The 26689-nt window shown below is 70.5% G+C and carries 27 protein-coding genes and 1 pseudogene; 12 read left to right on the top strand and 16 right to left on the bottom strand.

Annotation, left to right across the window (positions count from 1 at the left end; genetic code table 11):
* The first annotated feature begins 157 nt into the window (after window positions 1-157).
* Window positions 158-3322, top strand: coding sequence for a glycoside hydrolase family 2 TIM barrel-domain containing protein (locus IFU11_RS12490; RefSeq protein ID WP_192019130.1), 3165 nt, complete (start codon window positions 158-160; stop codon window positions 3320-3322).
* Here the strand turns inward: IFU11_RS12490 and IFU11_RS12485 are convergent.
* Window positions 3300-4556: an NAD(P)/FAD-dependent oxidoreductase gene (locus IFU11_RS12485; RefSeq protein WP_192019129.1), complete on the bottom strand. Its 1257-nt coding sequence runs from the start codon at window positions 4554-4556 to the stop codon at window positions 3300-3302. The two genes, IFU11_RS12490 and IFU11_RS12485, sit on opposite strands and share 23 nt — an antisense overlap.
* A 14-nt stretch (window positions 4557-4570) precedes the next feature.
* On the bottom strand, window positions 4571-4876 hold the full coding sequence (locus IFU11_RS12480) for a DUF3072 domain-containing protein (protein WP_079706423.1): 306 nt from the start codon (window positions 4874-4876) through the stop codon (window positions 4571-4573).
* A gap of 136 nt (window positions 4877-5012) precedes the next feature.
* On the opposite strand from IFU11_RS12480, the gene IFU11_RS12475 reads away from it, so the two are divergent.
* Entirely contained in the window at window positions 5013-5729 is a 717-nt protein-coding gene (locus tag IFU11_RS12475; RefSeq protein WP_192019128.1) for an NADPH-dependent F420 reductase, read from the top strand.
* On the opposite strand, the gene IFU11_RS12470 is transcribed toward IFU11_RS12475, so the two are convergent.
* Entirely contained in the window at window positions 5726-6511 is a 786-nt protein-coding gene (locus IFU11_RS12470; RefSeq protein ID WP_192019127.1) for an alpha/beta fold hydrolase, read from the bottom strand. The two genes, IFU11_RS12475 and IFU11_RS12470, sit on opposite strands and share 4 nt — an antisense overlap.
* Before the next feature lie 73 nt (window positions 6512-6584).
* On the opposite strand from IFU11_RS12470, the gene IFU11_RS12465 reads away from it, so the two are divergent.
* A complete protein-coding gene (locus IFU11_RS12465) occupies window positions 6585-7289 on the top strand; it encodes a helix-turn-helix transcriptional regulator (protein ID WP_192019126.1) in 705 nt (234 codons plus the stop codon).
* 38 nt (window positions 7290-7327) lie between these two features.
* Window positions 7328-8689, top strand: coding sequence for an HNH endonuclease signature motif containing protein (locus tag IFU11_RS20280; RefSeq protein ID WP_244631790.1), 1362 nt, complete (start codon window positions 7328-7330; stop codon window positions 8687-8689).
* Between the two features lie 22 nt (window positions 8690-8711).
* Here IFU11_RS20280 and IFU11_RS12455 read toward each other — a convergent pair whose 3' ends face one another.
* From IFU11_RS12455 to IFU11_RS12430, 6 genes are all read right to left on the bottom strand, one after another.
* Entirely contained in the window at window positions 8712-9287 is a 576-nt protein-coding gene (locus tag IFU11_RS12455; RefSeq protein ID WP_192019125.1) for a hypothetical protein, read from the bottom strand.
* Window positions 9288-9362: 75 nt separating this feature from the next.
* A complete protein-coding gene (locus IFU11_RS12450) occupies window positions 9363-10226 on the bottom strand; it encodes an NAD-dependent epimerase/dehydratase family protein (protein WP_192019124.1) in 864 nt (287 codons plus the stop codon).
* Window positions 10227-10236: 10 nt separating this feature from the next.
* Window positions 10237-10632 carry an AraC family ligand binding domain-containing protein gene (locus tag IFU11_RS12445; protein WP_138945500.1) on the bottom strand — a complete coding sequence of 132 codons (396 nt, stop codon included), beginning with the start codon at window positions 10630-10632 and terminating at the stop codon, window positions 10237-10239.
* Entirely contained in the window at window positions 10632-11072 is a 441-nt protein-coding gene (locus IFU11_RS12440; protein ID WP_138945501.1) for a cupin domain-containing protein, read from the bottom strand. The genes IFU11_RS12445 and IFU11_RS12440 overlap by 1 nt, the downstream gene beginning before the upstream one ends.
* 45 nt (window positions 11073-11117) lie before the next feature.
* Window positions 11118-11942 carry a phosphoenolpyruvate hydrolase family protein gene (locus IFU11_RS12435; protein WP_191941993.1) on the bottom strand — a complete coding sequence of 275 codons (825 nt, stop codon included), beginning with the start codon at window positions 11940-11942 and terminating at the stop codon, window positions 11118-11120.
* A 2-nt stretch (window positions 11943-11944) separates the two neighbouring features.
* On the bottom strand, window positions 11945-13240 hold the full coding sequence (locus tag IFU11_RS12430; protein ID WP_191941994.1) for a Tm-1-like ATP-binding domain-containing protein: 1296 nt from the start codon (window positions 13238-13240) through the stop codon (window positions 11945-11947).
* A gap of 247 nt (window positions 13241-13487) precedes the next feature.
* On the opposite strand from IFU11_RS12430, the gene IFU11_RS12425 reads away from it, so the two are divergent.
* From IFU11_RS12425 to IFU11_RS12410, 4 genes and pseudogenes are all read left to right on the top strand, one after another.
* Window positions 13488-16142: a glycoside hydrolase family 78 protein gene (locus IFU11_RS12425; protein ID WP_192019123.1), complete on the top strand. Its 2655-nt coding sequence runs from the start codon at window positions 13488-13490 to the stop codon at window positions 16140-16142.
* A 57-nt stretch (window positions 16143-16199) separates the two neighbouring features.
* Window positions 16200-17211, top strand: a pseudogene (locus tag IFU11_RS12420) (LLM class flavin-dependent oxidoreductase).
* Between the two features lie 63 nt (window positions 17212-17274).
* Window positions 17275-17526, top strand: a complete 252-nt coding sequence (locus tag IFU11_RS12415) for a type II toxin-antitoxin system Phd/YefM family antitoxin (RefSeq protein WP_191941996.1) — start codon at window positions 17275-17277, stop codon at window positions 17524-17526.
* The gene (locus IFU11_RS12410) at window positions 17523-17783 is read left to right on the top strand and encodes a Txe/YoeB family addiction module toxin (RefSeq protein WP_056010787.1); all 261 of its coding nucleotides are present in this window, start codon (window positions 17523-17525) and stop codon (window positions 17781-17783) included. The genes IFU11_RS12415 and IFU11_RS12410 overlap by 4 nt, the downstream gene beginning before the upstream one ends.
* On the opposite strand, the gene IFU11_RS12405 is transcribed toward IFU11_RS12410, so the two are convergent.
* Together IFU11_RS12405 and IFU11_RS12400 are read right to left on the bottom strand one after the other, a co-directional pair.
* Window positions 17777-18013 (bottom strand): hypothetical protein, encoded by a 237-nt coding sequence (locus tag IFU11_RS12405; protein ID WP_121292220.1) that lies wholly within the window; start codon window positions 18011-18013, stop codon window positions 17777-17779. The two genes, IFU11_RS12410 and IFU11_RS12405, sit on opposite strands and share 7 nt — an antisense overlap.
* Window positions 18010-18903 (bottom strand): SDR family oxidoreductase, encoded by an 894-nt coding sequence (locus IFU11_RS12400; protein ID WP_192019122.1) that lies wholly within the window; start codon window positions 18901-18903, stop codon window positions 18010-18012. The genes IFU11_RS12405 and IFU11_RS12400 overlap by 4 nt, the downstream gene beginning before the upstream one ends.
* 77 nt (window positions 18904-18980) lie before the next feature.
* On the opposite strand from IFU11_RS12400, the gene IFU11_RS12395 reads away from it, so the two are divergent.
* On the top strand, window positions 18981-19541 hold the full coding sequence (locus IFU11_RS12395) for a TetR family transcriptional regulator (RefSeq protein WP_192019121.1): 561 nt from the start codon (window positions 18981-18983) through the stop codon (window positions 19539-19541).
* A gap of 20 nt (window positions 19542-19561) precedes the next feature.
* Here IFU11_RS12395 and IFU11_RS12390 read toward each other — a convergent pair whose 3' ends face one another.
* On the bottom strand, window positions 19562-19915 hold the full coding sequence (locus IFU11_RS12390; RefSeq protein WP_192019120.1) for a DUF952 domain-containing protein: 354 nt from the start codon (window positions 19913-19915) through the stop codon (window positions 19562-19564).
* 44 nt (window positions 19916-19959) lie between these two features.
* On the opposite strand from IFU11_RS12390, the gene IFU11_RS12385 reads away from it, so the two are divergent.
* Entirely contained in the window at window positions 19960-20556 is a 597-nt protein-coding gene (locus tag IFU11_RS12385; RefSeq protein WP_192019119.1) for a TetR/AcrR family transcriptional regulator, read from the top strand.
* Here IFU11_RS12385 and IFU11_RS12380 read toward each other — a convergent pair.
* Complete coding sequence (locus IFU11_RS12380) at window positions 20540-21886, bottom strand: carboxylesterase family protein (RefSeq protein WP_192019118.1); 1347 nt, start codon at window positions 21884-21886, stop codon at window positions 20540-20542. The genes IFU11_RS12385 and IFU11_RS12380 overlap by 17 nt on opposite strands.
* 92 nt (window positions 21887-21978) lie before the next feature.
* Window positions 21979-22908: a C40 family peptidase gene (locus IFU11_RS12375; protein ID WP_192019117.1), complete on the bottom strand. Its 930-nt coding sequence runs from the start codon at window positions 22906-22908 to the stop codon at window positions 21979-21981.
* A gap of 262 nt (window positions 22909-23170) precedes the next feature.
* Between IFU11_RS12375 and IFU11_RS12370 the strand changes: the two genes are divergently transcribed.
* Window positions 23171-23497, top strand: coding sequence for a FitA-like ribbon-helix-helix domain-containing protein (locus IFU11_RS12370; protein ID WP_192019116.1), 327 nt, complete (start codon window positions 23171-23173; stop codon window positions 23495-23497).
* Window positions 23494-23925 carry a type II toxin-antitoxin system VapC family toxin gene (locus IFU11_RS12365; protein WP_192019115.1) on the top strand — a complete coding sequence of 144 codons (432 nt, stop codon included), beginning with the start codon at window positions 23494-23496 and terminating at the stop codon, window positions 23923-23925. Before IFU11_RS12370 ends, IFU11_RS12365 begins: the two co-directional genes overlap by 4 nt.
* Window positions 23926-23943: 18 nt before the next feature.
* Here the strand turns inward: IFU11_RS12365 and IFU11_RS12360 are convergent, their stop codons facing one another.
* Together IFU11_RS12360 and IFU11_RS12355 are read right to left on the bottom strand one after the other, a co-directional pair.
* Window positions 23944-24975 (bottom strand): LacI family DNA-binding transcriptional regulator, encoded by a 1032-nt coding sequence (locus IFU11_RS12360; protein ID WP_371742779.1) that lies wholly within the window; start codon window positions 24973-24975, stop codon window positions 23944-23946.
* 277 nt (window positions 24976-25252) lie between these two features.
* On the bottom strand, window positions 25253-26686 hold the full coding sequence (locus tag IFU11_RS12355; protein WP_192019113.1) for a sensor histidine kinase: 1434 nt from the start codon (window positions 26684-26686) through the stop codon (window positions 25253-25255).
* Window positions 26687-26689 lie beyond the last annotated feature (3 nt).

Genomic DNA, 26689 nt, shown 5'->3' with positions numbered 1-26689 from the left:
TCCACCCACCAATCCACCAACTCCCCGTTCTCTTCCCCTGTCCCTTTCTCAGGAGTCCCTCGGTGTGGCGGCCGCTGGCCGGGCCGGCGCGCCGAGGACCTCCTGAGAAAGGCACAACAGGCAATGAAGGTTGCACGACGATGAAGGTTGCACGACGATGAACGACTCAGCAGGGCTCGCAGCGTCGTGGGTCGAAGACCCGATCCCGGGGACCGGCCGGCGGCGACCCCGGGCCGACGAACTGAGCGACGCGCGTCGGCTGTCCCTCAACGGCGACTGGGCGTTCACCCTCTCGCCGACGGCCGATGGGACGGGCGACACCGTCGGCGATCCCTCGCTCGACGACGCCTCCTGGGACCGCATCCGGGTGCCTGCCCACTGGGTCCTCGAGGGCCACGGGCAGCCGCTGTACACGAACACCGCGTTCCCGATCCCGATCGACCCGCCTCGCGTGCCCGAGGAGAACCCGACGGGCGACTACCGCCGTACGTTCGTCCTGCCGGTCGGCTGGCGTCGCACGGACACGGTGCTGCGCTTCCAGGGTGTCGACTCCTGCGGGACCGTGTGGCTGAACGGCGTGCTCCTCGGCCACAGCAAAGGCAGCCGGCTCCCGGTGGAGTACGACGTCGGCGAGCACCTCGTCGCCGGTGAGAACGTCCTCGCCGTGCGGGTGCACCGGTGGTCGAGCGGCACGTACCTGGAGGACCAGGACATGTGGTGGTTGCCCGGGATCTTCCGCGACGTCGACCTCCTGGAACGCCCGGCCGGCGCGATCGACGACGTCCAGGTCCGCGCGAGCTACGACCACCGCGACGGCATCGGCGTCCTGCGTGTCGACACCGACGTCCCCGGCCTCGTCGACGTCCCCGAGCTCGGCATCCGCGACCTCCCCACCGGCACCGCGACCGCTCTGCCGGTCGAGCCCTGGAGCGCCGAGGTACCGCGCCTCTACACCACGAACCTCAGGCCGCGGCCGACCGACGAGACGCCGGTGGCCGGCGAGACCGTCGAGCTCCGCATCGGCTTCCGCACCGTCGCCATCGAGGACGGCCGCTTCCTCGTGAACGGCGTCCCGGTGCTGTTCCGCGGGGTCAACCGGCACGAGCACGACCAGGATCGCGGCCGTGCACTCGACGTGGCCACCATGCGGCAGGACATCCTGCTCATGAAGCAGCACAACCTCAACGCTGTGCGCACGAGCCACTACCCGCCCCACCCCGACTTCCTCCGCCTCTGCGACGAGCTGGGGCTGTGGGTGGTCGAGGAGTGCGACCTCGAGACCCACGGCTTCATCTACACCGACTGGGCCGGCAATCCGCCGACGGAGCCGGTCTGGCGCGAAGCGATGATCGACCGTGTCCAGCGGATGGTCGAGCGCGACAAGAACCACCCGTCGATCGTCGTCTGGTCGATGGCGAACGAGAGCTGGGTCGGCGAGAACTTCGACGTGCTGGAGCAGTGGATCCGCGAGCGCGACCCGTCCCGGCCGATCATGTACGAGCGCGATCCGTCGTATCGGAACTCGGACTTCTCGAGCCTCATGTACCCCGACCAGGAGCTGCTCGAGGCCATCGGGCGTCGCGAGGAACCGACCCCCGCGGGCGTGGTGGCAGGTTCGCCGGACGACGTGCGTCGGCGGAGGCTCCCGTTCCTGCTCTGCGAGTACGCGCACGCGATGGGCAACGGACCGGGGTCGCTCGTCGACTACCAGCGGATCCTCGAGTCCTCCGACCGGTTCTGCGGCGGCTTCGTCTGGGAGTGGATCGACCACGGCTTCCGCAGCACCGACGCCGCCGGGAACGCGTTCATCATGCACGGCGGCGATGTCGCCTTCCGACCGAACGGCGGACGCTACTGCCTCGACGGACTCGTCTTCGCCGACCGCACGCCCTCCCCCGGCCTCGCCGAGCTGCACGCCGCGATCAGTCCGGTCGAGCTCCTGCTCGACGTGCACAACTCCTGCTCATGCCCGCCGAACCCGAATTCCGACCCGGACTGGCGAGAGCCGGACACCGCTGCACGTGCGACCTGCAGGAGTTGTGGACGCGAGACCGGGGGCACGCTGACGGTACGGAACAAGCACGACGTGCGCACGCTCGGCCACTTGGCACTGCGGTGGCAGGTCGAGGACGACGGTGTCGCGGTCGCGTCCGGTGAACTGGAGATGCCTGGGGTGGGTGCCCGGAGCGAGACGACCGTCGATCTGCCGACCGAGGCGCTCGTCGCACCGACCACCGTCGACGTGGATCTGGTCTCCGGCGCACCCGTCGAGCGTTGGCTCACCGTGCGCGCCGTCCTCGCCGCGGACGAACCCTGGGCGACCGCGGGACACGAGGTCGCGTTCGGGCAGGCGCGGATCGCCGCCGACCGACCGGCGGATCCGACGGGCGTCACCGTTCCCGTGCCGGCCGCCGCGCGCAGACCCCTCGCTCACGCCGACCGCACGCCGGGCCACCGCATCACCCTCGGCGCAGGCTCATTCGACGCCCGCACCGGTCGGCTCGTCGCGCTCGGCGACCTGGAGTTCGACGGCCCCGTCCTCGACATCATGCGCGCACCCACCGAGAACGATCGGGGCCAGGGGCCGCGGAACACGGCCGCAGCCAGTTGGAAGCTCACGGGGCTCGACCGCTTCCTCCACCGGACCGACGCCGTCGAGCGGATCGACGATGGGGTGAGCGGCGGCCTGCGGGTCTCCGGCCGCAGCGCCCCGGCCGCGCACGGGCTCGGCCTGCGCTGGACGTTCGACTGGAGCGACGTGGGCGGCGCCTTGGACCTGTCGGTCACCGTCGTCCCCGAGGGGATCTGGGAGCACACCCCCATCGGCGATCACGTGCTGACGCTGCCGCGCCTGGGCCTCCGACTCGGACTACCGGGCAGCTACACGGATGCGACGTGGTTCGGTCGGGGCCCCGGCGAGTCGTACGTCGACAGCCTCGCCGCGGCGCGCGTCGGTCGCTTCACGAGCAGTGTCGACGGGCTCCAGACCGACTATCCGGTGCCCGAGGAGAACGGCAACCACGTCGGGACGCGTTGGGTGGAACTCACCGGCGACGGCCTGCCGACCCTGCGAGCCGAGCAGCTGCAGGACACCGGCTTCGACTTCACCGCCCGACGATGGACGAGCGAAGCGCTCGAGGAGGCCCGCCACCCGCAGGACCTCCGAGACTCCGGCCGCGTGTGGCTCAACCTCGACCACGCCCAGCAGGGCCTCGGCAGCTCGTCGTGCGGCCCGGCCCTGCCCGAGCGCTACCGCGTGCCGGTGGCGGAGACGACCTTCGGTGTGCGGCTGCGGACGCTCACGCCCGACCCTGCAGAATGAGGTTCCAGTACACCCAGGGCAGGACGTAGCGGTCGGCGATGAACGTGAATCGACGCTCCTTCGCGAGTCCGTTCCAGAACGGGATCGAGGGCTTCGGGCGGTAGCGGTCGTCGAACTCGGCGAACACCACCGTCCCGCGGGAGACCGTGAACGGGCACACCGAGTAGCCGTTGTAGACCGTGCTCGGCTCCTGACCGGACCGCACGGCGACGAGGTTCTTCGCGAGGGTCTTCGTCTGTTGCCGGAGAGCTCCGCCGGACTTCGAACTCATCACCGCGGCGGCGTCTCCGAGCGCCCAGACGTCGGGGAAGCGCGGATGCCGCAGGGTCAGCGAGTCGACCTCGACGAACCCACCCGGATTTCCCGGGTCGGCGAGCGCCGTGGCCGCGAGCCAGTCGGGCGCGGACTGCGGCGGCACGGCGTGGAGGACGTCGTAGGGGATCTTCTCCCGGAGTCCGCCCGTCACGCCGTCCTGCCCGCGATCCGGCCCGTCCTGCGGGTCGGTCTGCGCGATGGTCACCACGCTCCGCTCCGGATCCACCGCGACGAGCTCGCGCGAGAACCGTACCTCGATGCCGTACTCGGCGACCTTTCGGTCGAGTTCGGCGTCGATCATCGGCATGCCGAACATCGTGGGTGTGGGCACGACCAGCACCACACGGATGTCGTCGAGGACGCCCGTCTGCCGCCAGTAGTCGCACGCGAGGTACATCGGCTTCTGTGCGGCACCCGAGCAGCTCGCGGGGCCGGCGGGCTGCGTGAACACGACGGTACCGGAGCGGACCGACCGGAGCACCCGCGAGGCCTTCTGCGCGTACTCGAACGTGTAGTTGGAGATCCCCACCGGCGACGCCATCGCCTCGGTGAGTCCGGGCACGGCGTCCCAGTCCTGCTGGATGCCCGGAGCGACGATGAGCTGGTCGTACTCGACGGCGGTGCCGGATTCGAGCGTCACCGTCTTCGCGACCGGGTCGATGGACCGGACCCGATCCTGGATCCAGGTCACGCCCTTCGGCGTCACGGCGTGCTGTGGCCTCGTGGCGACCGACGCGGACGCGGTCCCTCCGGCGACGTGCGAGAACATCGGCTGGTACCGGTGGTGCTCCCGCGGTTCGATGACCGCGACGTCATCCACGCCGTATCGCCGGAGCCTCCCGGCGACGGAGAGACCGGCGTTGCCGCCACCGATGACGACCACCTCGTGATGGAGCTGTGCCGTCCTGGGATCGGTCACGGTGGCGGCGGCGCTCAGGATCCGGACTGACCGCGACCGGTGGCGTTCTGCAGCCGGTCGATGTGCTCGGAGGCCTGCGCCTTCGTCAGGTCGGCGGGGAGCTCCTCGCCGGCCTCGCGCGCCAGGGTGTCGAGGTAGCTGCGTTGCGGGCCGGTCATCGGCTCGTCGCCGGTGACCCAGTCCTCGGGGTCCTTGCTCGCGCTCGTCGAGCTGTCGTCGCCCCGGGCTCCGAGGGTCTCCTCGGTGGCGCCGATCGTCTCGGGTGCTCCGGAGGTCGTGGCGTCAGGGGTCGTTGCATCGGTCTGTTCTGCGTCAGTCATGCGGCAACGGTACGTCGAGTGGGCGATCGGGCAGGAGGGGTTGCGCGGCCCGCGCGATCGGTGTCGGAATAGCGACGGACGACCCCCGGTTGACCCAGGCGACCGCGTGCGGCCGCACCGTCCACGAAGGAGACCCATGTCCGACACCGCTTCCGGAACCGACCGATCCGCCGACGAGCCGACTCCGTCGCAGGGCATCACCATCGGCATCCTCGGCGCCGGCAAGGTCGGCACGGTCCTGGCACGACTCGCGGTCGCCGCCGGATACCGGGTGCTCATCAGCGGATCGCGCGACGCCGCCCGGATCGCCCTGACGATCGACGTCCTCGCTCCGGGTGCCGTCGCCACGACCGCCGCCGAGGCAGCGGCCCAGGCCGACCTCGTCATCCTCGCGCTGCCCCTCGGCAAGCACCGGTCGGTGCCCGTCGACGAGCTGCGCGGCAAGCTCGTCATCGACGCCATGAACTACTGGTGGGAGGTCGACGGACATCGCGACGACCTCAGCGCCCCGGAGACCTCGACGAGCGAGCTGGTCGCCGCGTTCCTGCCGGAGTCACGCGTCGTGAAGGCGTTCAACCACATGGGGTACCACGACCTCGACGGGGAGCCGCGTCCGGCCGGCACGCCGGGCCGCAAGGGTATCGCGATCGCCGGCGACGCCCCCGCGGACCGGGCAGCCGCCTCGGCCGTGGTCGACGCCCTCGGGTTCGACCCCGTCGAGATCGGACCGTTGCGCGCGGGCGTCGTCCTCGAACCCGGACACGAGCTCTTCGGGGCGAACATCGGGGCCGACGAGATCCGCGAGGTCGCCGAGGTGCGGGCATTGGCCGAAGCCGAGGCGGGCGTCCGCTAGGCGACGCGGCGGGTTCCAGCGTCAGATCGGTCTCGACCGTTCGGTCGCGGGGTGAGCGCCGCTGAGCGGATCACCTCCGCGAGCTCGCCGGCACGGCTCCACATCGGCCAGTGACCCGTCGGAAGGTCGACGGCCTCGACGATCTCGAGCGTGGCGACCTCGGCGAACATGGGGTGTCCGCCTCGGGCCAGGTCCAGCACCTGCGCGCTGGGGATCGAGCAGCACACCAGGGTGGTCGGAACAGCGGCGCGGGCGTCGTTGGTCAGCTCGACGGCCTGTCGGAGGACGGGCCCCGGCTCGGGGACCGCCCGGGCGCGGAACCGGTCGAGGACCTCGGCGCTCAAGCCGTCGAGGCTCGCCTGCTGCGAGAGGACGTCGAACGCCGGGAGCGGAAGCTCGTCCACGTCGTCCGGGAGGTCCGACGCGAAGGCCGTTCCGGACGCCAGGGGCCCGGAGTCCACCCAGACCACCCGGCGGATGAGCTCCGGATGCCGGTCGAGGAGCAGGCTGACGGGAGCGTTGGCGCCACTGTGCGCGACGACGACGGCCGGGTCGTCCGCGGAGACGTCCCGCCGGGCGAGGACCTCCGTGATCGCGGCGACTTGGTCGTCGAGGGTCCTGCTGGACCGTTCGGGATCGGCTTCGTCGAGGCCGGGCAGGGTGATCGCGACGGCGCGCGAGCGGTCGGCGTCCAGATGCCCGAGGACGTCGTCCCAGGCCCAGGCGCCCAGCCAGTGACCGGCGATGAGGATGATGGTCGGGGTGTCGTTCTGTATGTTCATGACTCCAGCCTGAAGCGCGCTCCGGGCAGGTGTGTGTCACTATTTCTGTCATGAATCTCGAAACCGTCGACCGATGAAACGAGCCGAGCGACTGCACGCCCTGTCCGAGACACTGCGTCGGAGCGGATCACGAGGAACCTCCGCCGAGCGGTTGGCGAGGGACTTCGGCGTTTCGGTGCGCACGGTCAAGCGAGACCTGCAGGCGCTCGAGCGCAGCGGCGCGCCCATCTGGTCACGCCCCGGACCAGGTGGCGGATACGGCTTGGCCCTCGGGGCGACACTGCCACCGGTCAGCCTGTCCCCGGTACAGGCGGTGGCGCTCATGTCGGCGGTGTCCGCGGCACCCGACGCCCCGTACGCGGACCTGGCGGCCGCCGGAGTGCAGAAGATCCTGGACGTCCTCGACCCCAGGACCCGGGCACGAGCCGACGCACTGGCCGGTCGGATCTGGGTCGACGCGCCCCCGACCGCTTCCCGCGTCGTCCGATCGGCGCTCGAAGCGGCGATGGCCGAGCAACGGGTCGTCCGCATCCGCTACACCGCGCGGGCCGGGAGCACGACCACGCGCGACGTCGAGCCCGTCCTGTTCGCCTCGACGAACGGTCAGTGGTATCTCGTCGGATGGTGTCGGATGCGCGACGCGATGCGGTGGTTCACCGTGGCGCGCATCGAGCGCGCCAGCGTGACGTCGGCGGGCTGCAGCGGCCACACGGTGAAGGAGGTCGGCGACCCTCCCGCGAACGCGGCCCCGGTCCACGGTCACGGAAACTCGTACTGACCATCTCGAATGTCAGTGGTCCATGATGGACTGGAGGCATGATCACCACCGAGCGCCGCGAGTACCCGAGCGATGTGTTCGCAGCGCGCCTCGCCTCGTTCTCGGACCGCTTCGCGGAGCTCGCCCGGCGACGAGCCGCGCTCGACGCCGAGGAAGCCCGACTCCTCGCGGAGGCAGTGGCGTACGCTGACGCGACCACCTCCGCAGTGATGTCGTCGCGCATGTCCGAGTCGGAGGGACGCGACCTCGCACGGCGTTCGATCTGCGCATCGCTCGCCATGGCGACGCGTATGTCCGAGCCGACGCTGCAACACCGCATGGGTGAGGCGGAGACCCTCGTCCACCAGGCGCCGTCGGTGCTCGAAGCGCTGGAACGCGGCACGATCAGCGCCGGACATGCCAGGGCCGTGACCGACCAGCTGCGCGACGTCCCGGCCGGCGGGCGCGAGAGGTTCCTCCAGCAGGTGCTCCCGGTCGCCGAGCGGACCACGCCGGCGCTCCTCAAGCGACGCGCCCGGGTGCTGCGCGAACGGTTGCACCCCGAGTCGATCACGGTGCGAGCGCGCCGTTCTCGAGCCGACCGCCGAGTGACGATCGAGCCCGCCGCAGACGGCATGGCCTGGCTGAACCTCATGACGACCGCACCCATCGCGTACGCGATCATGTCGCGGCTCGACGGTGTTGCCGTGCCGGCTCGCGCCGCGGGCGACGACCGCACGCTCGCGCAGCTTCGCGCCGACGCGTTGGCCTCGCTCGCCGTGGCAGGCACCGTCAGCACCGACGGTGAGCCGATCCCCGCAGACCCGGAGTCGGGCGGGGAAGTGGTCTGGCTCGGGGGTACGGGTGCCCCGAGCGACTGGGCCGCCAGGTCGGCTCAGCAGTCCGCGCTCATCGAGTGCCCCGTCGACGTCGAGGCGCACATCCGCCCTTCCGTCCAGCTCGGCGTGCCCGTCCTCTCGCTACTCGGCGTCACCGATGAACCGAGCACCCTCGACGGCTACGGGCCGATCGACCCCGAAACCGCCGCCCGGCTCGCGGTCGCAGCCCCGTCCATGACGAGAGTGCTCACCCAACCAGAGAGCGGCGCCGTCCTCTCCGTCGGCCGCGAGCAGTACCGGGTGCCGGCCGATCTCCAGCGCGCGGTGCGCCTGCGCGACGTCACGTGTCGGGCACCGGGATGCGGCCGGCAGGCGCGCAACTGCGACCTCGACCACACCACGGCGTGGGAGCACGGTGGCACCACGAGTATCGACAATCTGGCCACCCTCTGCCGTCATCACCATCGACTCAAACACCTACCCGGGTGGGAGGTCGAGCATCGCCCTGGCGGCACACTCCATTGGACGACACCTGACGGACGTCAACACGAAACAAGACCGGCCTTCGCCGAGACCGGATGATCGAACGAACGCCGTGCGGTGTTCAGACGATTGTCCTGAGGTAGACGACAACGGTACCGTCCGCCATGTCGCCACGCGCAGCCTGTCCCTTCCCGAAGCGGATCGGGTTCACAGCGATCGCTCCATCCTGCTCGAGCTTGCCCATCAAGCCCGCGGAGGCCGTCACGGCGGTCGCGGCCGTCGGCACCTCGGCGGAGGAGGTGAACTCGAGCCTGGCGGTATAGGTGATGGACAGGATGCCTGATCTCCGCAACTCACTGACGAGTACGTCGTCATCGAGGTCGACGCCGAACACCGTCTCGACCGACGATCGCAACTCGACCTGGCATTCGGACTCGACGGAGGCGTAACCGCACGTCTTGACCTGCCCGTCGAGAGTCGGGTAGGTGCCCTGGAATGATCCGATACCGAACCCGATCACCGCGATCACCGCGGCGACACCGGCCACGAGCATCGCGAGCGTGGTTGCGAACCGGCGAGCAGCCTGCCTGAACGGAGTCCTCGGATACTCCCGCTCGTGGAAGAACCCATCAGCCAAGGGCACGACCGCACCCGGCGCGGTTTCTTCCGTCGGCGGCTCGGTCGATGACCCGGTCATACTTCCCCCAACGCGGCGGTCCACCCCCGGACCGCCGCTCGCTCACCCTACCCGCACCGAATTCGAGGCGGCCGGTCAGCCCCGCGTCGACTGCTCGCGCTCGAACTCGTCCCGCCAGGAGTACTCGGGCTCGAAGCCGAGCCGTGCGCGGGCCTTGTCGATGGACATGAGCGTCTCGAACTCGCCGAGCCCCGCCCGCAGCGGGACACCGGGGAAGTGCGTCGCCGCGAGCTCCGCCGACGGCACGGTCGTCCCGTTGTCGGAGGCGCACACGTCGTAGACCTCGAAGCCGGGCTCCGCTCGGGCCAGCGCCAGCGCGACCGCCTGCGCACCGTCACGGGCGTCGACATAGCTGAACAGGAGGTCGCGCCGGTACCCGGGCTCCGACGCCCGCGCGAACGTGCCGTACTCCCCCGGCGCCACGACGTTCGTGAACCGCAACGCGGTGATCGACGTCCCGTCGGCCCACCGCACCAACTGTGCGGCCATCGCCTCCTCGGCGACCTTCCCGAGCGCGTAGGTGTTGTTCGCGCGACTGACGGTCTCGTCGATCGGCAGGAACTCGGGCGCCTCCTCGAACGGGAATCCCATGGCCGTGATGCTCGACGCCGTCACGATCGTCCGGATCCCCGCCCGCAGCGCCGCGTGCAGCACGTTGAACGACACGGTCAGGTTGTTGTGGAACGTCGCCGCATCCGGCACGAGCCCGTTCACCGGGATCGCAGCCAGGTGCACCACGGCGTCGACAGCTGCGAACCTCGCCGTCACCCCGAGCAGGCTGTCGATCGTCTGCCCGTAGTCGGCCAGGTCCACCCGGGTGAACTCAGGCCCGGCCGCGCCCGCGACGTCGAGCCCGTGCACGTCGTGGCCGTCCCGCCGCAGTCGTTCGACGGTGGCGGAACCGAGCTTGCCCGAACTCCCGGTGACGGCGATGCGCATACGGATGATCCTAGGCTCGGGCCGGGAAGTCAGCAGGCAGCGGGAGCGCGGTCACCACGTGCCCGGCGGCGTCCTCGTCGTTCGCATGCAGATGGCCGACGCGCCCACCGGCCGGGAGTCCCGTCTCCGTGAAGAAGCCGCGGATCGTCTCGTACACTTCGACGATGTCGTGGGTGTCGCCGGCCTGCGTCAGCACGATGTCGCCCGACTGCACGTAGCGCTCACCACCGTCGACGAGCACCTTCCCCTTGCCCTCGGTGATGAACCAGATCTCGTGGTCGTCGTGGTGGTGCCGGTCGAACCGTCCACCGTCGACCGACACCGCGAAGCGCCCGATCGTGCCGATCTCGCTCCAGTCCGGCTTCGAACCCGGATGCACCCAGGAGCCCGGTTCGATCACCGGCATCAGCGGTCCTGCTTCCAGCTCGGGGCCGTTCCGGCGTCGAGGATGCGCGCGTCGGGCAGGCCGTCGAGCCCCGTCTCCGCGCCACCCGGCGTGTACACGACCGACAGCCGCAGCGGGCGCCACGTCGTGTTGTAGGTGGAGTGCACGGTGTCCTTCGGGATGTACACGGCGTCGCCCTCGCGGATCGGGAACGCCGGACCGTCGCCGACCGTCTGGACCCCCTCACCGGAGATCACCGTGATGACCTCCTCCTCGCCCGGGTGCTGGTGGGGTGCGTGGCCCTGCCCGGGGTAGACGATGACCTCGCCGACCGTGAGCCCGGCGCCCTCGTCGAGATGCGGGGTGACGAGCCACTTGATGGTGCCCCAGTCGAAAACCCGGGTGGGGACCTCGTCGGGGCGACGGCCGGCGGTGGCAGGGGTGATGGCGTGTTCGGTCATGTGAGGCTCCTCATCGAGTGGTCGTGCGGTGGGCGGTGCGGGCGGTCAGCGGGTCTGGATCGCTTTGAAGTCCTCGATCTGGCGCTTGATGGCGCGCTCGGTCGGGAGACGCTCGACGGATGATGCGCCGAAGAACCCGGAGACACCCGTCGTGTTGGCGAGGATGTAGGCGGCGTCCTCGGGCTCGGCGATCGGACCGCCGTGGCACAGAACGATGACGTCGGGGTTGATCGCGACGGCCGCGTCCCGCATCTCCTGTACCCGGTGCGCCGACTCCTCCAGCGAGAGCGCCGTGGTCGCGCCGATCGTGCCGGCGGTCGTGAGGCCCATGTGCGGGACGAGGACGTCGGCACCCGCCTCGGTCATCGCGACCGTCGACTGGACGTCGAAGACGTACGGCGCCGTGAGGAGGTCGCGCTCGGTGGCGAGGCGGATCATGTCGACCTCGAGGTCGTAGCCCATGCCCGTCTCCTCGAGGTTCTGGCGGAAGACGCCGTCGAAGAGCCCGACGGTCGGGAAGTTCTGCACGCCGGTGAACCCCATCGTCTTGAGTTCATCGAGGAAGCGCTCCATGATCCGGAACGGGTCCGTCCCGTTCACGCCGGCGAGCACCGGGGTGTCGCGGACGATCGGCAGCACCTCCCGGCTCATCTCCACGACGACCTGGTTGGCGTCCCCGTAGGCGAGCAGCCCCGACAGTGAGCCGCGACCGGCCATCCGATACCGGCCGGAGTTGTAGATGATGATGAGGTCGACACCGCCCGCCTCCGCGGACTTCGCCGAGATGCCGGTGCCCGCCCCGGCGCCGATGACGGCCTCACCGCGCGCGACGGTGGCACGGAGACGTTCAAGTGCGATGGTCCTGTCCATGGTCAGTCCTCTTCCGTTGTGCTGTGCTGGCCGCTGCTGTTCCGCTCGATCAGGGCGTGCAGGGTGTCGGCTGCGATCCTCGCGAACACCGGATCGTTGAGGTGTTCCGGACGGTCGACGACGGTGACCGCACTGCCCGCCACGCCCGCGAGCACCGCATCGACGAGCGCCGCGTCGGCCGCCGGGTCGCGGAAGGGCAAGCCCTCGGCGTCGAGCGCCGAGACACCGCCGCGCGGGATCAGCAGGACGGTGGGGGCCTCGGCTCCTGCGAGCTTCGCCCCGATCCGCTCGCCCAGTTCGCGGTTCTCGTCGACCGTGGTGCGCATGAGCGTCACCGTCGCGTTGTGGACGAAGAAGTCGCGATCGGAGAACCGCTCCGGCACGGTGTCGCGAGGGCCGAAGTTCACCATGTCGAGCGCACCGAGGCTGACGAGCTGCGGGACGCCTGCCGCGCCGGCCGCGGTGAGTCGGTCGGGGCCCGCCGTCAGCACGCCGCCGACGAGGTCGTCGGCGAGTTCGGTGGTGGTGAGGTCGAGGACCCCCGCGAGCATGCCGCTGCGGGCGAGTGACTCCAGCGCCTGCCCACCCGAGCCGGTGGCGTGGAAGACGAGGACCTCGTAGCCGAGTTCGTCGAGGCGCTCGCGAGCCACGTCGACCGCGGGCGTCGTGACCCCGAACATCGACGCCCCGACGAGCGGGCGGTCCGTCCGTTCGGCGGACGAGGCCGGACCGCGCGCCTGCGCAGCCGCCGCCATGCCGGCGATGGCCGCCACCGCGTTCCCGAGGACGGCACGGGAGATCTGGTTGATCCCCGCGATGTCGACCACGCTGTAGATGAGCGTCACGTCGTTCGCGCCGACGTACGGCGCGACGTCCCCGGACGCCATCGTCGACACGAGGAGCTTCGGGGCCCCGATCGGCAGTTCGCGGAAGACCCGGGCGGCGATGGCCGACCCGCCGCTGCCGCCGAGGGCGAGGACGGCGTCGACCCGCCCGGAGGCGTGCAGCCGGCCGATCACGGTCGCGGCACCCTCGGCCATCGCACTCACGGCGGCGCCACGGTCCTCCGCGGCGAGGAGCGTCTCGAGATCGGTCCCGGCAGTGGCCGCCACCTCGTGGTTCGGGTGGTCCACGGCAGCGTCGTACCCGTGGGGCTCGCGCGTTCCGGCGTCGACGACCACGACGTCCGCGCCCAGTTCGCCGAGACGCTCGGCGACCCATCGGTACTCGGCACCCTTGGTATCGAGGGTGCCGACGAGGGCGACGGTCGGTCTGGCTGGTGCTTCGGGTGCTGTCATCGTCGCTCTCCATCGTCGTCGTCGTGAGCGCGGGCCGGCCGCGTATCGGCGCGCCCCACCTGACGGATCCGCTTCGACCCCGCCAGCGCCTCCATCCTGGTCCAGGTTTTGAAACGTGTCAAGAAGTGTCGCACCATCCTCGCTTTCTTGCATACCAACGCTGTAGCATCGGGTTTTGAAACGTGTCAGAGTTGATCGCCGAGCGAGCTGCGACGCGCCCTGCCTGACGAAAGGACCAGCAGCCACGATGGTGACCACGAGCGCCCCCAGATTCGAGCACCTCCGCGAGGCCCGAGGGATCGGCGACGCCACCCCGAGGCTGAGCTGGACGAACCTCGCACCCGCCGGCTGGGAGCAGCACGCCGCCGAGATCGAGATCACCCGCGACGGACGGGTCACGACCACGGGCCGGGTCGCCACCGGTGAATCCGTCCTCGTCGCCTGGCCCGCCGCTCCACTGCGCTCGCGTGAGGTGGCATCGGTGCGCGTACGGGTGTGGGGCACCGACAGCGGCCCTGGTCAGGCGATCGAGGCGGCCGACTGGAGCCCGTCGTCGACGGTCGAGGCCGGCCTGCTCGCACCGGGCGACTGGGTCGCGGTGCCGGTAGCAGCCGACTGGGATGAGGAGCCGGAGAGCGACACACGTCGGCCACCCTTGCTGCGGCGGGACTTCACCGTCGGTGCCGACCTCGTCTCGGCGCGGTTGTACCTCACGGCGCACGGCGTCTACGAGGCGGAGATCAACGGTCGTCGCGTCGGGGACGAGGCGCTCGCGCCGGGCTGGACCAGCTACGCGAGCCGGCTGCGCACGGCGACGCACGATGTCACCGACCTCCTGCAGCCAGGCGACAACGCCATCGGCTCCTGGATGGGCGACGGCTGGTACCGGGGCCGCCTGGGGTGGCGCGGTGGCTTCCGCAACCTGTTCGGCTCGGACCTGTCGCTCATCGCCCAGCTCGAACTCCGCTATGAGGACGGTCGCGTCGAGACCATCGTGACCGACGAGCACTGGCGCGCCTCGTTCGGCCCCATCATCAGCTCCGGAAACTACGACGGTGAGCACTACGACGCCCGCGAGGAGCACCCCGGATGGTCGGAGCCCGGCTTCGACGACAGCGGTTGGACAGGCGTACGGATCGGCACACGCGACCCCGCCACCTTCGTCGCGCCGCAGGGCCCCCCGGTGCGCGCGACGCAGGAGGTCGCGCCGATCGCGGTCCTCACGAGCCCGAGCGGCAGGCGCATCCTCGACCTCGGCCAGAACCTCGTCGGTCGACTGCGCATCCGGGTCACCGGTCCGGCGGGCGAGACGGTCGTGTTCCGGACCGCGGAGGTCATGCAGGAGGGCGAGATCTACACCCGTCCACTCCGTGAGGCGAAGGCGACCGACAGCTACACCCTCGCCGGCCGCCCGGCTCCGGCGGACGGCGGTGCCGCGGAGGAGTGGGAGCCGCGGTTCACGATCCACGGCTTCCGGTACGCGGAGATCACCGGATGGCCGGGCGATCTCGACGAGGCGGTCGCGAACGGTGACATCGTCGCGCGGGTCTACCACTCCGACCTCGAGCGAACGGGTTGGTTCGAGAGCTCCGACGAGCGGGTGAACCGCCTGCACGAGAACGTGCTCTGGAGCATGCGTGGGAACTTCGTCGACCTCCCCACCGACTGCCCGCAGCGGGACGAGCGCGTCGGTTGGACCGGCGACCTGCAGGTCTTCGCGCGCACCGCCTCGTTCCTGTACGACGTGTCGGGCATGCTCGGCTCCTGGTTGCAGGACGTCGCGGTCGAGCAGCACGAGGACGGCACCGTGCCCTGGTACGTCCCGTTCATCCCCGACGACGGCCAGTGGACGCCGAACCGACCCGGCGCCGTGTGGGGCGACGTCGCCGTCCTCACCCCGTGGGTGCTCTACGAGCGCTTCGGCGACATCGGCGTCCTCGCGGTCCAGTACGACAGCGCGAAGCGGTGGGTCGACCTCGTCCACCGGCTCTCCGGTCCCGACCACCTGTGGAACGAGGGGTTCCAGCTGGGCGACTGGCTCGACCCGGCCGCACCACCGGATCGCCCGGCGGAGTCGCTCACCGACCGCCACCTCGTCGCCACCGCCTACTCGGCCTGGTCCACGGCGCACCTCGCGAAGACCGCCGCCGTGCTCGGCCGAGTGGACGACGCTGAGCACTACGCCGAGCTCGCTGAGGCGACCCGCAGGGCGTTCCTCGCGGAGTACGTCGGCGAGGACGGGCTGATGACGAGTGATGCGCAGACCGCGTACTCGCTCGCGATCGCGTTCGAGCTCCTGCCGGACCCGGCGGCCGTCGACCGCGCCGGCGAGCGGTTGAGCGCCCTCGTCGCCGCCGCCGGCAATCGCATCGCGACGGGCTTCGTCGGGACGCCGATCGTCAGCGACGCGCTGACGACGTCGGGCCATCTCGACCGCGCCTACGACCTGCTGCTCGAGGACGAGTGCCCGTCCTGGCTGTACGCGGTGGGACAGGGCGCGACCACGATCTGGGAACGCTGGGACAGCATGCTGCCCGACGGGACCGTGAACCCGGGGCAGATGACCTCGTTCAACCACTACGCGCTCGGAGCGGTGGCCGACTGGCTGCACCGGGTCGTCGCCGGTATCGCTCCAGCCGCACCCGGCTACCGCTCGATCCTGTTCCGGCCCCGACCCGGCGGCGGGCTCACCCACGCCTCGGCCGTGCACCTGACGCCCTACGGGCGGGCCTCGGTCGCCTGGCGGATCGTCGACGGCACGCTGCACGTCGAGGTCGAGGTGCCCACGGGGACGACGGCGATGATCGACCTCCCCGGCCACCCGCCGTTCCCCGTCCGCTCCGGCCTCCACACCGTTGCTCGCGAACTGTCACTTCCGGCTAGTGTGCAGGCCTCGCACTAGCCGCAAGCGACAGTTCGCGGGCGGAATAGGGGGGAACTGGGGCCGGTTGAATCAACAGTGAAGAAGATCGGGTTCCTGTCCTTCGGACACTGGCAAGACGTTCCGGGCTCCAGCGTGCGCACCGGGCGTGACGCACTGCTGCAGAGCATCGACCTCGCGGTCGCGGCGGAGGAGGTCGGCGTCGACGGCGCGTACGTGCGCGTGCACCACTTCGCCCGGCAGCTCGCGTCACCGTTCCCGCTCCTGGCGGCGATGGCGGCGAAGACCTCGACGATCGAACTCGGCACCGGTGTCATCGACATGCGGTACGAGAACCCGCTCTACATGGCCGAGGAGGCGGCGGCCACCGACCTCATCAGCGACGGCCGACTGCAGCTCGGCGTGAGCCGGGGATCACCCGAGACAGCCCTCCGCGGGTCGGAGTCGTTCGGTTACGTGCCGGGCGACGATGAGACCGACGCGGACATCGCCCGCTCGCACACCGAGGTGTTCCGTGCCGCCATCGCCGGTGCGGGCGTAGCTCGCGCCAACCCGCAGATGACGGGGACCAACGGCCTGCTCGCGATCCAGCCGCAGTCGCCGGAGCTCGGCGAGCGCATCTGGTGGGGCGCCGGCTCGCGGTCCACGGCGGTGTGGACTGCGGAGCAGGGCATGAACCTCATGTCGTCGACGCTCCTCACCGAGGACACCGGGGTGCCGTTCGACGAACTGCAGGCGGAGCAGATCCAGATGTTCCGCGACGCCTGGTCCGAGGCCGGCCACGAGTGGCAGCCGCGGGTCTCCGTGAGCCGCAGCATCCTGCCGCATCGATGATGAGACGCGCCGCTACTTCGGACTGCGCGCCCAGGCAGACTCGAAGGATCAGGTCGGACACCTCGACGGCGGACTCGCGCGCTTCGGCCGCAGTTTCATCGGCGAGCCCGACGTCATCGCCGCAGAGCTCGCGGCCGACGCCGCCGTGCAGGCCGCCGACACCGTCCTCGTCACCGTCCCGAACCAGCTCGGCGTCGAGTTCAACGCGCGCATCCTGGAGTCGATCGTCAAGGACATCAACCCGTCCCTCGGGTAGCCCAAGGAGGCCAACGGCGAACTGGAGTGGTACGCTTTTCTGTACCACTCCAGGAGGCTCTTCATGTCAGCGATCACCGCGACCGACGCACGCAAAAACTTGTTCGGTCTCATCCAGCAGGTGAACGACGACCACGTCCCGGTCGAGGTCGTGTCGAAGCGGGGAAACGCGGTCCTCGTCTCGAAGGACGATTACGACGCCATGGTCGAGACGGCCTACCTGCTCCGCAACGCCAAGGGCGCCGAGCGCCTCCTCGCCTCGATCGAACGCGCTCGGAACGGCGAGTTCGAGACCCACAAGCTGCTCGGCGCGTGACCCGGCAGCTGGCCTTCGACCGCAGCGGCTGGGAGGACTACACCTCCTGGCAGAGCCAAGACCGCAAGACGCTCAAGCGGATCAATCTGCTCATCCAGGACGTCCTCCGGGATCCGTTCGTGGGCATCGGGAAGCCCGAGCCCTTGAAGCACATCCTCTCAGGAGCCTGGTCCCGACGGATCGACGACGCGAACCGACTCGTGTACCTCGTGACCGACACCCACATCGTCATCCTGCAGGCGCGCGACCACTACTGACGATCGGCGCCGGTCCCGCCCGCGCGCAGCCACGGCCCGAAGGCGCGCACGAGGAGCGGCATCACGACGAAGGTGAGCAGCGAGACGAGCGTCACCGACAGGATGAGCGTCACCACCGGGATCGGCAGGCCGAGGATGAGTGGCCCGAGCGCCAACAGCAGCAGCGTGATGAGCGGGTACACCCCGAGCCAGGTGACGACCGCCATCTTCCAACGGGGCGGCGGCGTCATGCCGCGTACGCCCCGGCGGCGATGTCCTCGACCAGCGTCGGGCCGGTGGCATCCCATCCGTACGCGGCGCGGGTCGCCGCGCTGGACGCCGTCATCTCGGCTCCGAAGAAGCGCCCGATGAACCCGAAGTGGCCCATCGCGTCATCCGGGTCGATCGATGTCGTCGGGAGGCCGAGCATCCCGCCGATCGCCTCGGCGATCCGGCGCGTCTGCACGCCTTCCTCACCGACGGCGTGCACTCGGGCTCCCGCAGGAGCCTGCTCGAGCGCGAGTCGCACGAGTCGGGCCGCATCGCTGCGGTGCACGGCGGCCCAGGAGTTCGAGCCGTCGCCGATGTATCCGGAGACACCCGTGCGCCGCGCGGCCGCGACGATCTGTGCGATGAACCCGTGGTCGTGGTGGCCGTGCACGGTCGGTGCGAAGCGGAGAGCGATGCTCCGGACCCCGCGATCCTGGTACTCGAACGCGAGGTTCTCGCTTCCACCGCGCATCGACTCCGGCCCGACGGCCGGGTGCGGATCGGTCTCGAGCACCGGCCGGTCCGCGTCGGGTCGGAACAGTCCTGAAGCGAGGCCGAGTGTCTTCCCGGACCCGACCAGCGCTTCGGCAAGCGTCTCGACCGCCATGCGCTCAGCGCGGTTCGACTCCGCAGGGTTCGACCAGTCGTGCTTGTTCGCGAGATGGAGCGTCGCCTCGGACTCCACGGCTCCGCGACGGAGCGACACGAGGTCGTCGAGATCACCGCGGAGGACGACCGCCCCCTTCGCTTCGAGGGAAGCCGCGGAGGCGTTGCTGCGGGCGAGGCCGAGCACCTCGTGACCCGCCGCGAGCAACTCATCGACGGCGGCGCTCCCGATCCAGCCGCTTGCTCCGGTAACGAAAACACGCATGGCGTGCTCCTTTCATGTCAGTGAATGACATCACTCTAGCACCTGATGTCGGCCACTGTCATCGCTAAGATGGATCCATGGCTCGTTGGCAAGCGGATACCGAAGGGCGGCTCAAGCTGGCCGCCATCGAACTCTTCGGGACGCATGGATTCGAGGCCGTCACGGTGAGCGACATCGCCGCAGCCGTCGGCGTCACCGAGCGCACCTTCTTCCGCTACTTCACCGACAAGCGCGAAGTGCTGTTCACGAACCAGGACGACTATCAGGCGCGGTTCCTGGACGCCCTCCTCGCATCCGAAGCCACGGCGCCGATGACACTCGTCGAGGCCGCACTCCACGGGGGCGCGGCGTTCTTCGCGGACGAACGGCGCCCGTGGTCCCGCGCACGCCAGCGGATCGTCGACTCCAGCGCAGCACTGATGGAACGCGAGTCGCTCAAGCGCAGCTCGCTCACCGATGCTCTCACGACCGCACTCATCGCAAAGGGCGTCGCTCCCGTACTCGCGGCACTCGCAGCGCAGAGCGGTTCCGCTGCCTTCCACCTAGCCTTCGCCGCCTGGATCGCCGACGACGAGACGAGATCGTTCACCGAACTGCTCGACGACGTCCTCGCCGACCTCCGCGCCCTCCTCGGCTGACCACGCGCGGCGCCTGAAGGTTAGGGCAACGTCTGCGGCGACTGCCAGGCACCCGAGCCGTCTCGCTCCAGCGGCAGCTCGGTGACGACGGCCGGCCCGGCGGTCGGGAGGGGTGCGAGCACGCGCGGTTCCGGTTCCAGAACCACCTCGATGCCGGACGCCTGCAGCTCCTCCACGTCGAGCACGATGAGCACGAGCGGCAGCTGGAGCGACCCATAGACCCGCTCGAGCACCTCGGGCAGTCGGTCGGCGGTCGTCGCGTGGACGAAGCCGGCGTCGACGAACGGCACGGCTCTCGTCGACACCTCGTACTCGCCGAACGGCCGACTGGCCTCCCAGTCGTCGACGATCGCGACATGCAGGATCTTCGTCATCTCCACCCTCTCCGTTTAATGAGACGTTACCGTATCATTAGAGCATGGAATCGAGACGTGGTCGCCCGACGGCAGCCGAACGTGACCGACGGCGCGACGCGATCCTCGACGCCGCCATCCGCCGGTTCACCGAGCACGGGTACGGCGGGACGACGATCGAGGCGGTCGCCACCGACGCGGGCGTGACGAAGCGGACGATCTACACCTGGTTCGGTGATCTCGCCAGCGTGCTGACCGCGGCGGTCGAACGGCAGCACGCGTACCTCCTCGCAGCCGACGAGGCAAGGTCCGAGGCGGAGCCCCTCGAGGACGCGGCGACACGACTCGTGATCGCGCTGCACTCGGACGTCTCGGTCGCCCTGCACCGACTCGTGATCGCGGAGTCTCCACGCTTTCCCGACGTCGCCGCCGGCTTCTACGTGGCCGGCCCAGCCCGCTCCATCGCGTTCCTCGCCGGCCACGTCGGCGAACGGGCGGAGCAGCTCTACACCCTGCTCCTCGGCGAACCGCATCGACGCAGGCTGCTCGGCTTGTCCGCTGCGCCGACGCCGGCCGAAGCAAGAACGCACGCCCGCGAGTGCCTGACATTGGTCGTCGACGAAGAGTCCACGCACCCGGCCATGCTCAGCGGTCGAGCGTGACCACGTCGCTCAGGCCCGCGGTCGCGTCGGCGGCCAGAACCCCGTCACGCGCGAAATCGGCCCACATCTGACGCAGGAAGCGGCCACGACGGTCGACCTCGGCCCACGTCGCCGAGCCGATGAGCGCCGTCCGGCTCCACGACCGTTCGGTGCCGAGGAGCAGGGGCAGGTCCGTCACGTGCGACGCCCCGTAGGGACTGCCGGGCGGCGCCCAGCTGAGCTCGTACCGCGTGGCCCGACCGCCGGACGCCCGATGGCGTTCGACGAACTTCCGGGCGTCGCGCGTATAGGTCACGTGCGTCGTCGCGCCGACGAGCGCCCGCCGGATCGGATCACCGACGAGCGGCATCGAGGTCATGCGGGCGAAGGCCGGGATGAGCGGCACGTACAGCCGCGTCTCCTCCGTCGTCGAGCCGATGAGGACGTCGATGCGCGAGGCGGCTTCCCGCCAGGCAGCGTCGCGGTCGGCCTCCGCCGGGAGCGGTGCGTGACCGTATTGAGTGCCGAACGCCATGCCTCCGCGCAGTCCGAACCGTCGCGCCGCCCGCTCCACCTGCTCTTCGAGCGCGAGCAACTCGACCACCGGGGTGTCCCGCGTCGGGCTGCCGGCCGCCCGCATCATCGCGTTCGCCATCTTCGCCCGCCCGCTGCTGATGCCGAGCGGCGCGCTCTGGACGATGGCGCGCTGGAAGAGCCCCGCGGTACCGTCGCTGATCATGAGGTGCGCGATCGCATCGCCGCCCGCCGACTGCCCGAAGAGCGTGACCGACCCCGGGTCGCCGCCGAACGCAACGATGTGCTCGTGGACCCACCGGAGCGCGAGGACGAGGTCCAGCAGGCCGAGGTTCGCCGGCAGCGTCTCACCGTCACCGAGGAAGCCGAGGATCCCGAGCCGGTACGTGACCGACACCACGATGACCCGCTGCTCGACGACCAGGCTGATCGGATCGTAGACATCGAGGTCACCGGCGCCCGTGACGTAGGCGCCGCCATGGATCCACACCATCACCGGCAACGACTCGTCCGGGCGCAGGTCGGCAGGGACCGTGATCGAGAGCGCCTGGCAGTCCTCGGAGTCGACCATGCCCTCGCCAGCGCCCTCGAGGACGGCCTCGAGCACCCGGGAGGAACGCTGCGGTGAGGCCGGCGCCCGCTCGAAGGCCCGGAACGGCACCGGATCGCCGTCGGCGCCGACGGGAAGACCGGTCGGCACCGGCACCTCGAAGCGCCCCGCGCGGGCATACGGGATGCCGCGAGCCCGAACCACCGCGCCGTCGACCCGACCCAGGATCGTGCCGAGGGAGGTCTCGAAGCTGCGTGTGTCGCTCATCGCTCCACGGTATCCGCCGCTCCGGTTGAGTTGCCCGGAACCGTGCATATTTACGGTGAAAACGCACCGTTCCGGGCGACTCAGCGCTCGGTCTACGGGATGCGGATGTAGACCGGGTCGCCCCAGATCGACAGACGGTGCTGGACGTAGCGACCCCAGTCGGGAGAGTCGTACATGCCGCCCGCGCCGTCGTAGATCGCGATGTGACCTTCCGGCCAGTAGAGCAGGTCACCGGCGACGGCCTCCGACGCCGAGATCTGCACGCCCGACGCGGCCTGCGCACCGGCGCCGCGAGGCAGGGACACACCGAACGCCGCGAAGACATACTGCACGTAGCCGTCGCAGGCGAAGCTGTCGGACGGGTCGTTGCCGTTGCCATAGGGGACGACGCCGACGAACTGCGCCGCGTAGGCGAGGATCGCCTCGCCGGATCGGGCGACGGCTGGAGCCGCGTAGGTTCGTCCCGCCGAAGCCGACGCGGACGACGAGGAGGCGGCGGATGCACTCGCGGCCGCCTCGGCTGCGGCAGCTGCAGCGGCGGCCGAGGCGGCGTCGACCTCCTCCTGGCTGGTTGCGCCGTAGCCGTCGCGCACGAAGGGCACATCGGCTGCGGTCGACGGCACGGAGTACGACACCGACTGCATCGTCGCTGCAGACGGGATCGCGCCACCGGTCGCCGCATCGACGTCGACGCCCGCAGCGGCCGCCGGCAGCGACACCGACACGAAGAGCCCGGTGGCGAGCGTCATCACGCCGAACGTGGCGAACGGCTTGGCGCGCTTCGCGAACGAGCTCTTGGCGCGTGGGGCCGAGGGCCGCTTGGTGGGCACGAGGTCGACGTGACGTCGCTCCTCCTCGGCGGAGGCGGTCCAGCTGGCGTCCTCGAGTCGAGCCGCGCGACGGGCGGCTCGTGGGCTGAGGGCCACGTGGCGGCCGCCGGTCCGGGTGGGTGTCGAGGGGGTCACGGCCGGAGTGTTCGGGTCGCGGCGCTCGAGGGCGCGCGCAGGGGTGGTGCTGGTCATGTACGGGGTACCGTCCTGGGTCTCGGTCGCGTCGGGGGCGCGCTCGGTTCATGCTCGGTGGGTGCAGCATCGCCTCGGCGGAGCCGCCCCTCGATGACCGCGGTCGACCGGTTGCCCGATCCGAGGGAGGCGAAACGGCCACCCTACGTGGACGTCCCTGAGAGGATCCTCCGCTTGGCGCAGCCTGTGGAGGACCGATGAAGCCCGAATCGCCGATTTGCTAGCATTGTGCTCGCAATCCCTTCCCATGAGAGGTGACGACATGCCCACGGTGACCGTCCGAAATCTCGATGAGGACACGAAACGCGGTCTGCAACAGCTCGGCGCCATGCACGGACGATCGATGGAGGCGGAGATCCGGGCGATCCTCGCTGCGGCCGTCAGGACGACGACGGCTGAGGATCTCCGCGCCGCCTCGGCCGCCGACAGCGACCGACCGGGGCTGGCGGAGCGTATCCATCAGCGCTTCGTCGACCTCCACCTCGACGGTGAACTCGTCATCGAACTGCCCGACCGCACCACGACCACCCGACCGAATCCGTTCGACGATGCCGCGAGCGCCGACGCGGATGACCCGGCCCCGAGGTGATCATCCTCGACACGAACGTCGTCTCCGAACTGTTCAGGCCACGGCCCGACCCCACGGTTGCCCGGTGGCTCGACCAGCAGGACGAGGCCGACCTCCACCTCACCGCGATGACCGCTGCCGAGCTCCTCGAAGGAGCCCTGCGCCTCCCTGCAGGCGCTCGCCGATCGGCGCTCGTCGGGGCCGTGGCGACCGTACTCGACGCCGACTTCGCAGGACGCGTCCTCCCCTTCTCTGCGGAAGCCGCGCTCGACTACGCGGAGCTCATGACGACGCGACGCCGCTCCGGCAACCCCATCGGACCTCAGGATGCGATCATCGCGGCCATCGCGAGATCCTCCGACGCCGCTCTCGCGACGCGGAACACGCGCGACTTCGCCGGTGTCGGCCTCCACCTCATCGACCCGTGGGTCCCCGACCACCTGGCATGACGCAGGACGGCACCAGACTCAGGCCTGGTCGACGCCGACCGTCGACTGCCGGACGACGAGTTCCGGCTGGAAGACGATCTGCTCGGGCACGCGTCGAGCGCCCGCGTCCGCCTCACGGAGCAGGAGCTCGACGGCGGTGTGGCCGATGAGTGCGCTCGGCTGACGGATCGACGACAGCGGGACGACCGCCGCCGACGCGAAGTCGATGTCGTCGTATCCGATCAGGGCGATGTCGTCCGGCACGCGCACCGAACCGAGCATGCTGAACGCCTGCAGGACCCCCATCGCGAGGAGGTCGTTGGCCGCGAACACCGCGTCGGGCCAGTCGTCACGAGGACGGTTCCGAATGGTCTCGCCCGCGGAACGGCCCTGCAGCACCGTCAACGCGGTGGTCTCCACGACCTCGAGGGTGACCTCGGCACCACCGGCCGCGGCTGCATCGACCGCCTGACGCGCACCGGCGAGCCGGTCGACGACCTGCCGGAGCGAGGACGGACCACCCACGACCGCGATACGACGCCGACCGAGTCCGATGAGGTGCTCGACCGCGACCCGCCCGCCCGCGACGTCGTCGACGGCGACCGATGAGAAGCTCGTGTCATCGGTCTGCCGATCGACGAGGACCGTCGGCGTCCCGCGGTCGCGCAGCCGGCTGAGTCGGGTGAGGTCGTCGCCGAGCGGAGTGATGAGGACGCCGGCGACCCGCTGCTCCTCGAAGAGGTCGAGGTAGGCGCGCTCGCGGTCGATGCTCTCGTCGCTGTTTCCGAGCAGGACCGACCACCCCTCCGCATCGGCCCGGTCCTCGGCACCGCGGGCGACGTCGGTGAAGAACGGGTTGCCGACGTCGAGCACGACGAGGCCGACACTGCGGCTGCGACCGGCCCGGAGCTGGCGGGCCGCGTCGTTCCGCACGAAGCCGAGCTCGTCGATCGCCGCGTGGACGCGGTCGACCGTGACGGGCGAGACCTTCTCGGGGCGGTTCAGCACGTTGGAGACGGTCCCGACCGAGACGCCGGCTCTCGCCGCGACGTCCTTCACGCTCGCGCTCACGGCTCCCCTTCGCCTGTCGGACCCGCCAGGCGACGCCGGACGGGCTGGCTCATTGTTGCACGCAGCGCCTTCGCGCGCCCGTGCAGTCGGCTGCCCGGTCGTCTCCGTCCCCAACTCAGGAGTTCCCGGGCGCGGCGCCCCCGCCCGACCCCGACACACCGGGCGACTCCTGAGAACGGGCCACCCACCCATCGCCGCCCCCAACTCAGGAGTTCCCCGGCGCGGCGCCCCCGCCCGCCCCCGACACACCGGGCGACTCCTGAGAACGGCGCGACGATCAGGCGGGATCGACCGGCAGGGCCGAAGCGGCGGGCAGGGTGACGACGACCTCGAGACCGTGGCCGGGACGGTTGTGCAGCACGATCGCCCCACCCGCGTTACGCGCGATGGCGGCGACGATCGCGAGCCCGAGCCCGGAACCGTGCCCGGAGGACCGCGTCGCGTCCGACCGACTGAACCGCTCGAGCGCCCGCGGTTCGAAGGCCGGGTCGAGCCCTCCGGCGTTGTCCGACACTCGCAGCGTGAGCTGACCGCCGTCGTCGTCGAGCATGACCGACACGCGGCGCGGAGCACCCCCGCGCTCGGTGAACGCCTGCAGCGCGTTCCCCGCGAGGTTGTCGACGACCCGACCGACATCGTCGGCGCGCACGGCGTACACCGCCGCGCCGTCCCCCGGCCCGCTCTCGGCGATCGCGCTCACGTACTCGACCTCGATCCCGGCCAACGCGTCGTCCGAGGCGACCCGGAACCGCGCGCGCTCGACCGCCTCGAGCACGTCGGCCTCCAACCTGGCCGCGCTCGTCCGCTCCTCCGGCGTCGCCGCCTCGATGCGGGACAGCTCGAGCAGTGAGGTGACGAGCGCCGACAACCGCGTCGCACTGCGCTCGGCCCCCTCGATGTCGGCGAGCAGTTGCTCGCGCGACGAGTCCTCGAGGCGCGCGAGTTCGAGCTGGGTGCGGAGGATCGCGAGCGGCGTGCGGAGCTCGTGACTCGCGTCGGACACGAGCTGTCGTTCGCGGTCCGCCGAGGCCCGCAGTCGCTCGATCAGGTCGTTGAGGGTGATCGCGAGCTGCGCGATCTCGTCGTCCGCGCGGCCGACCGGCAGCACCTCGTCCGTCGACCGTTCGCTGAGGCTCTGCGCACTCACCCGGAGCCGGGTGACGGGCCGGAGCGACACCGTCGTCAGGATCCATCCGCCGGCCGCAACACCGAGGACGAGGAGCGCGAAGGACCCGACGAGGAGGAGCCGCATCTGGACGAGGACGGTCGTCTCCTCGGCCTCGTCGCGCCCGGCGATGACGTACCAGGTGTCGCCACCGACGGTCACGGGCTGTGACAACAGGATGTAGGTGGCGGGACCGGCGTCGACCGTGGTGACCTCCCGCGTCGCGGCGAGCGCCGGGAGTTGCGCGGCGAGCGTCGTCGGCAGGCTGAAGACCGGGATGGAGCCGTCAGGGGCGATGACCGCGATGCGGGTGCCGAGGCCGGGCCCCTGGAGCGGGTCATCGGGTCTCGCCTGCAGCGCGAACACGTATTGTGCGCCGTCACTGCGGAGCGCCTGGACGGTGCCGTCGCGGACGATGCGCTCCAGCTGGGCGTTGATCGCGAGCCCGGCGAAGAGCGACACGACGACGGCGATGAGCAGACTGCCCCCGGCGATCCGCGTGCGGATGCCGTGGTGCCGCGTCGACCGGCGACGGTCCGACGACATGCC

It is taken from the genome of Plantibacter sp. CFBP 8804 (genome assembly GCF_014841225.1).
Classification (GTDB): Bacteria; Actinomycetota; Actinomycetes; order Actinomycetales; family Microbacteriaceae; genus Plantibacter; species Plantibacter auratus.
Note: the sequence above shows the minus strand (reverse complement) of the source record. Positions and strands in the feature narration are given on the sequence as shown.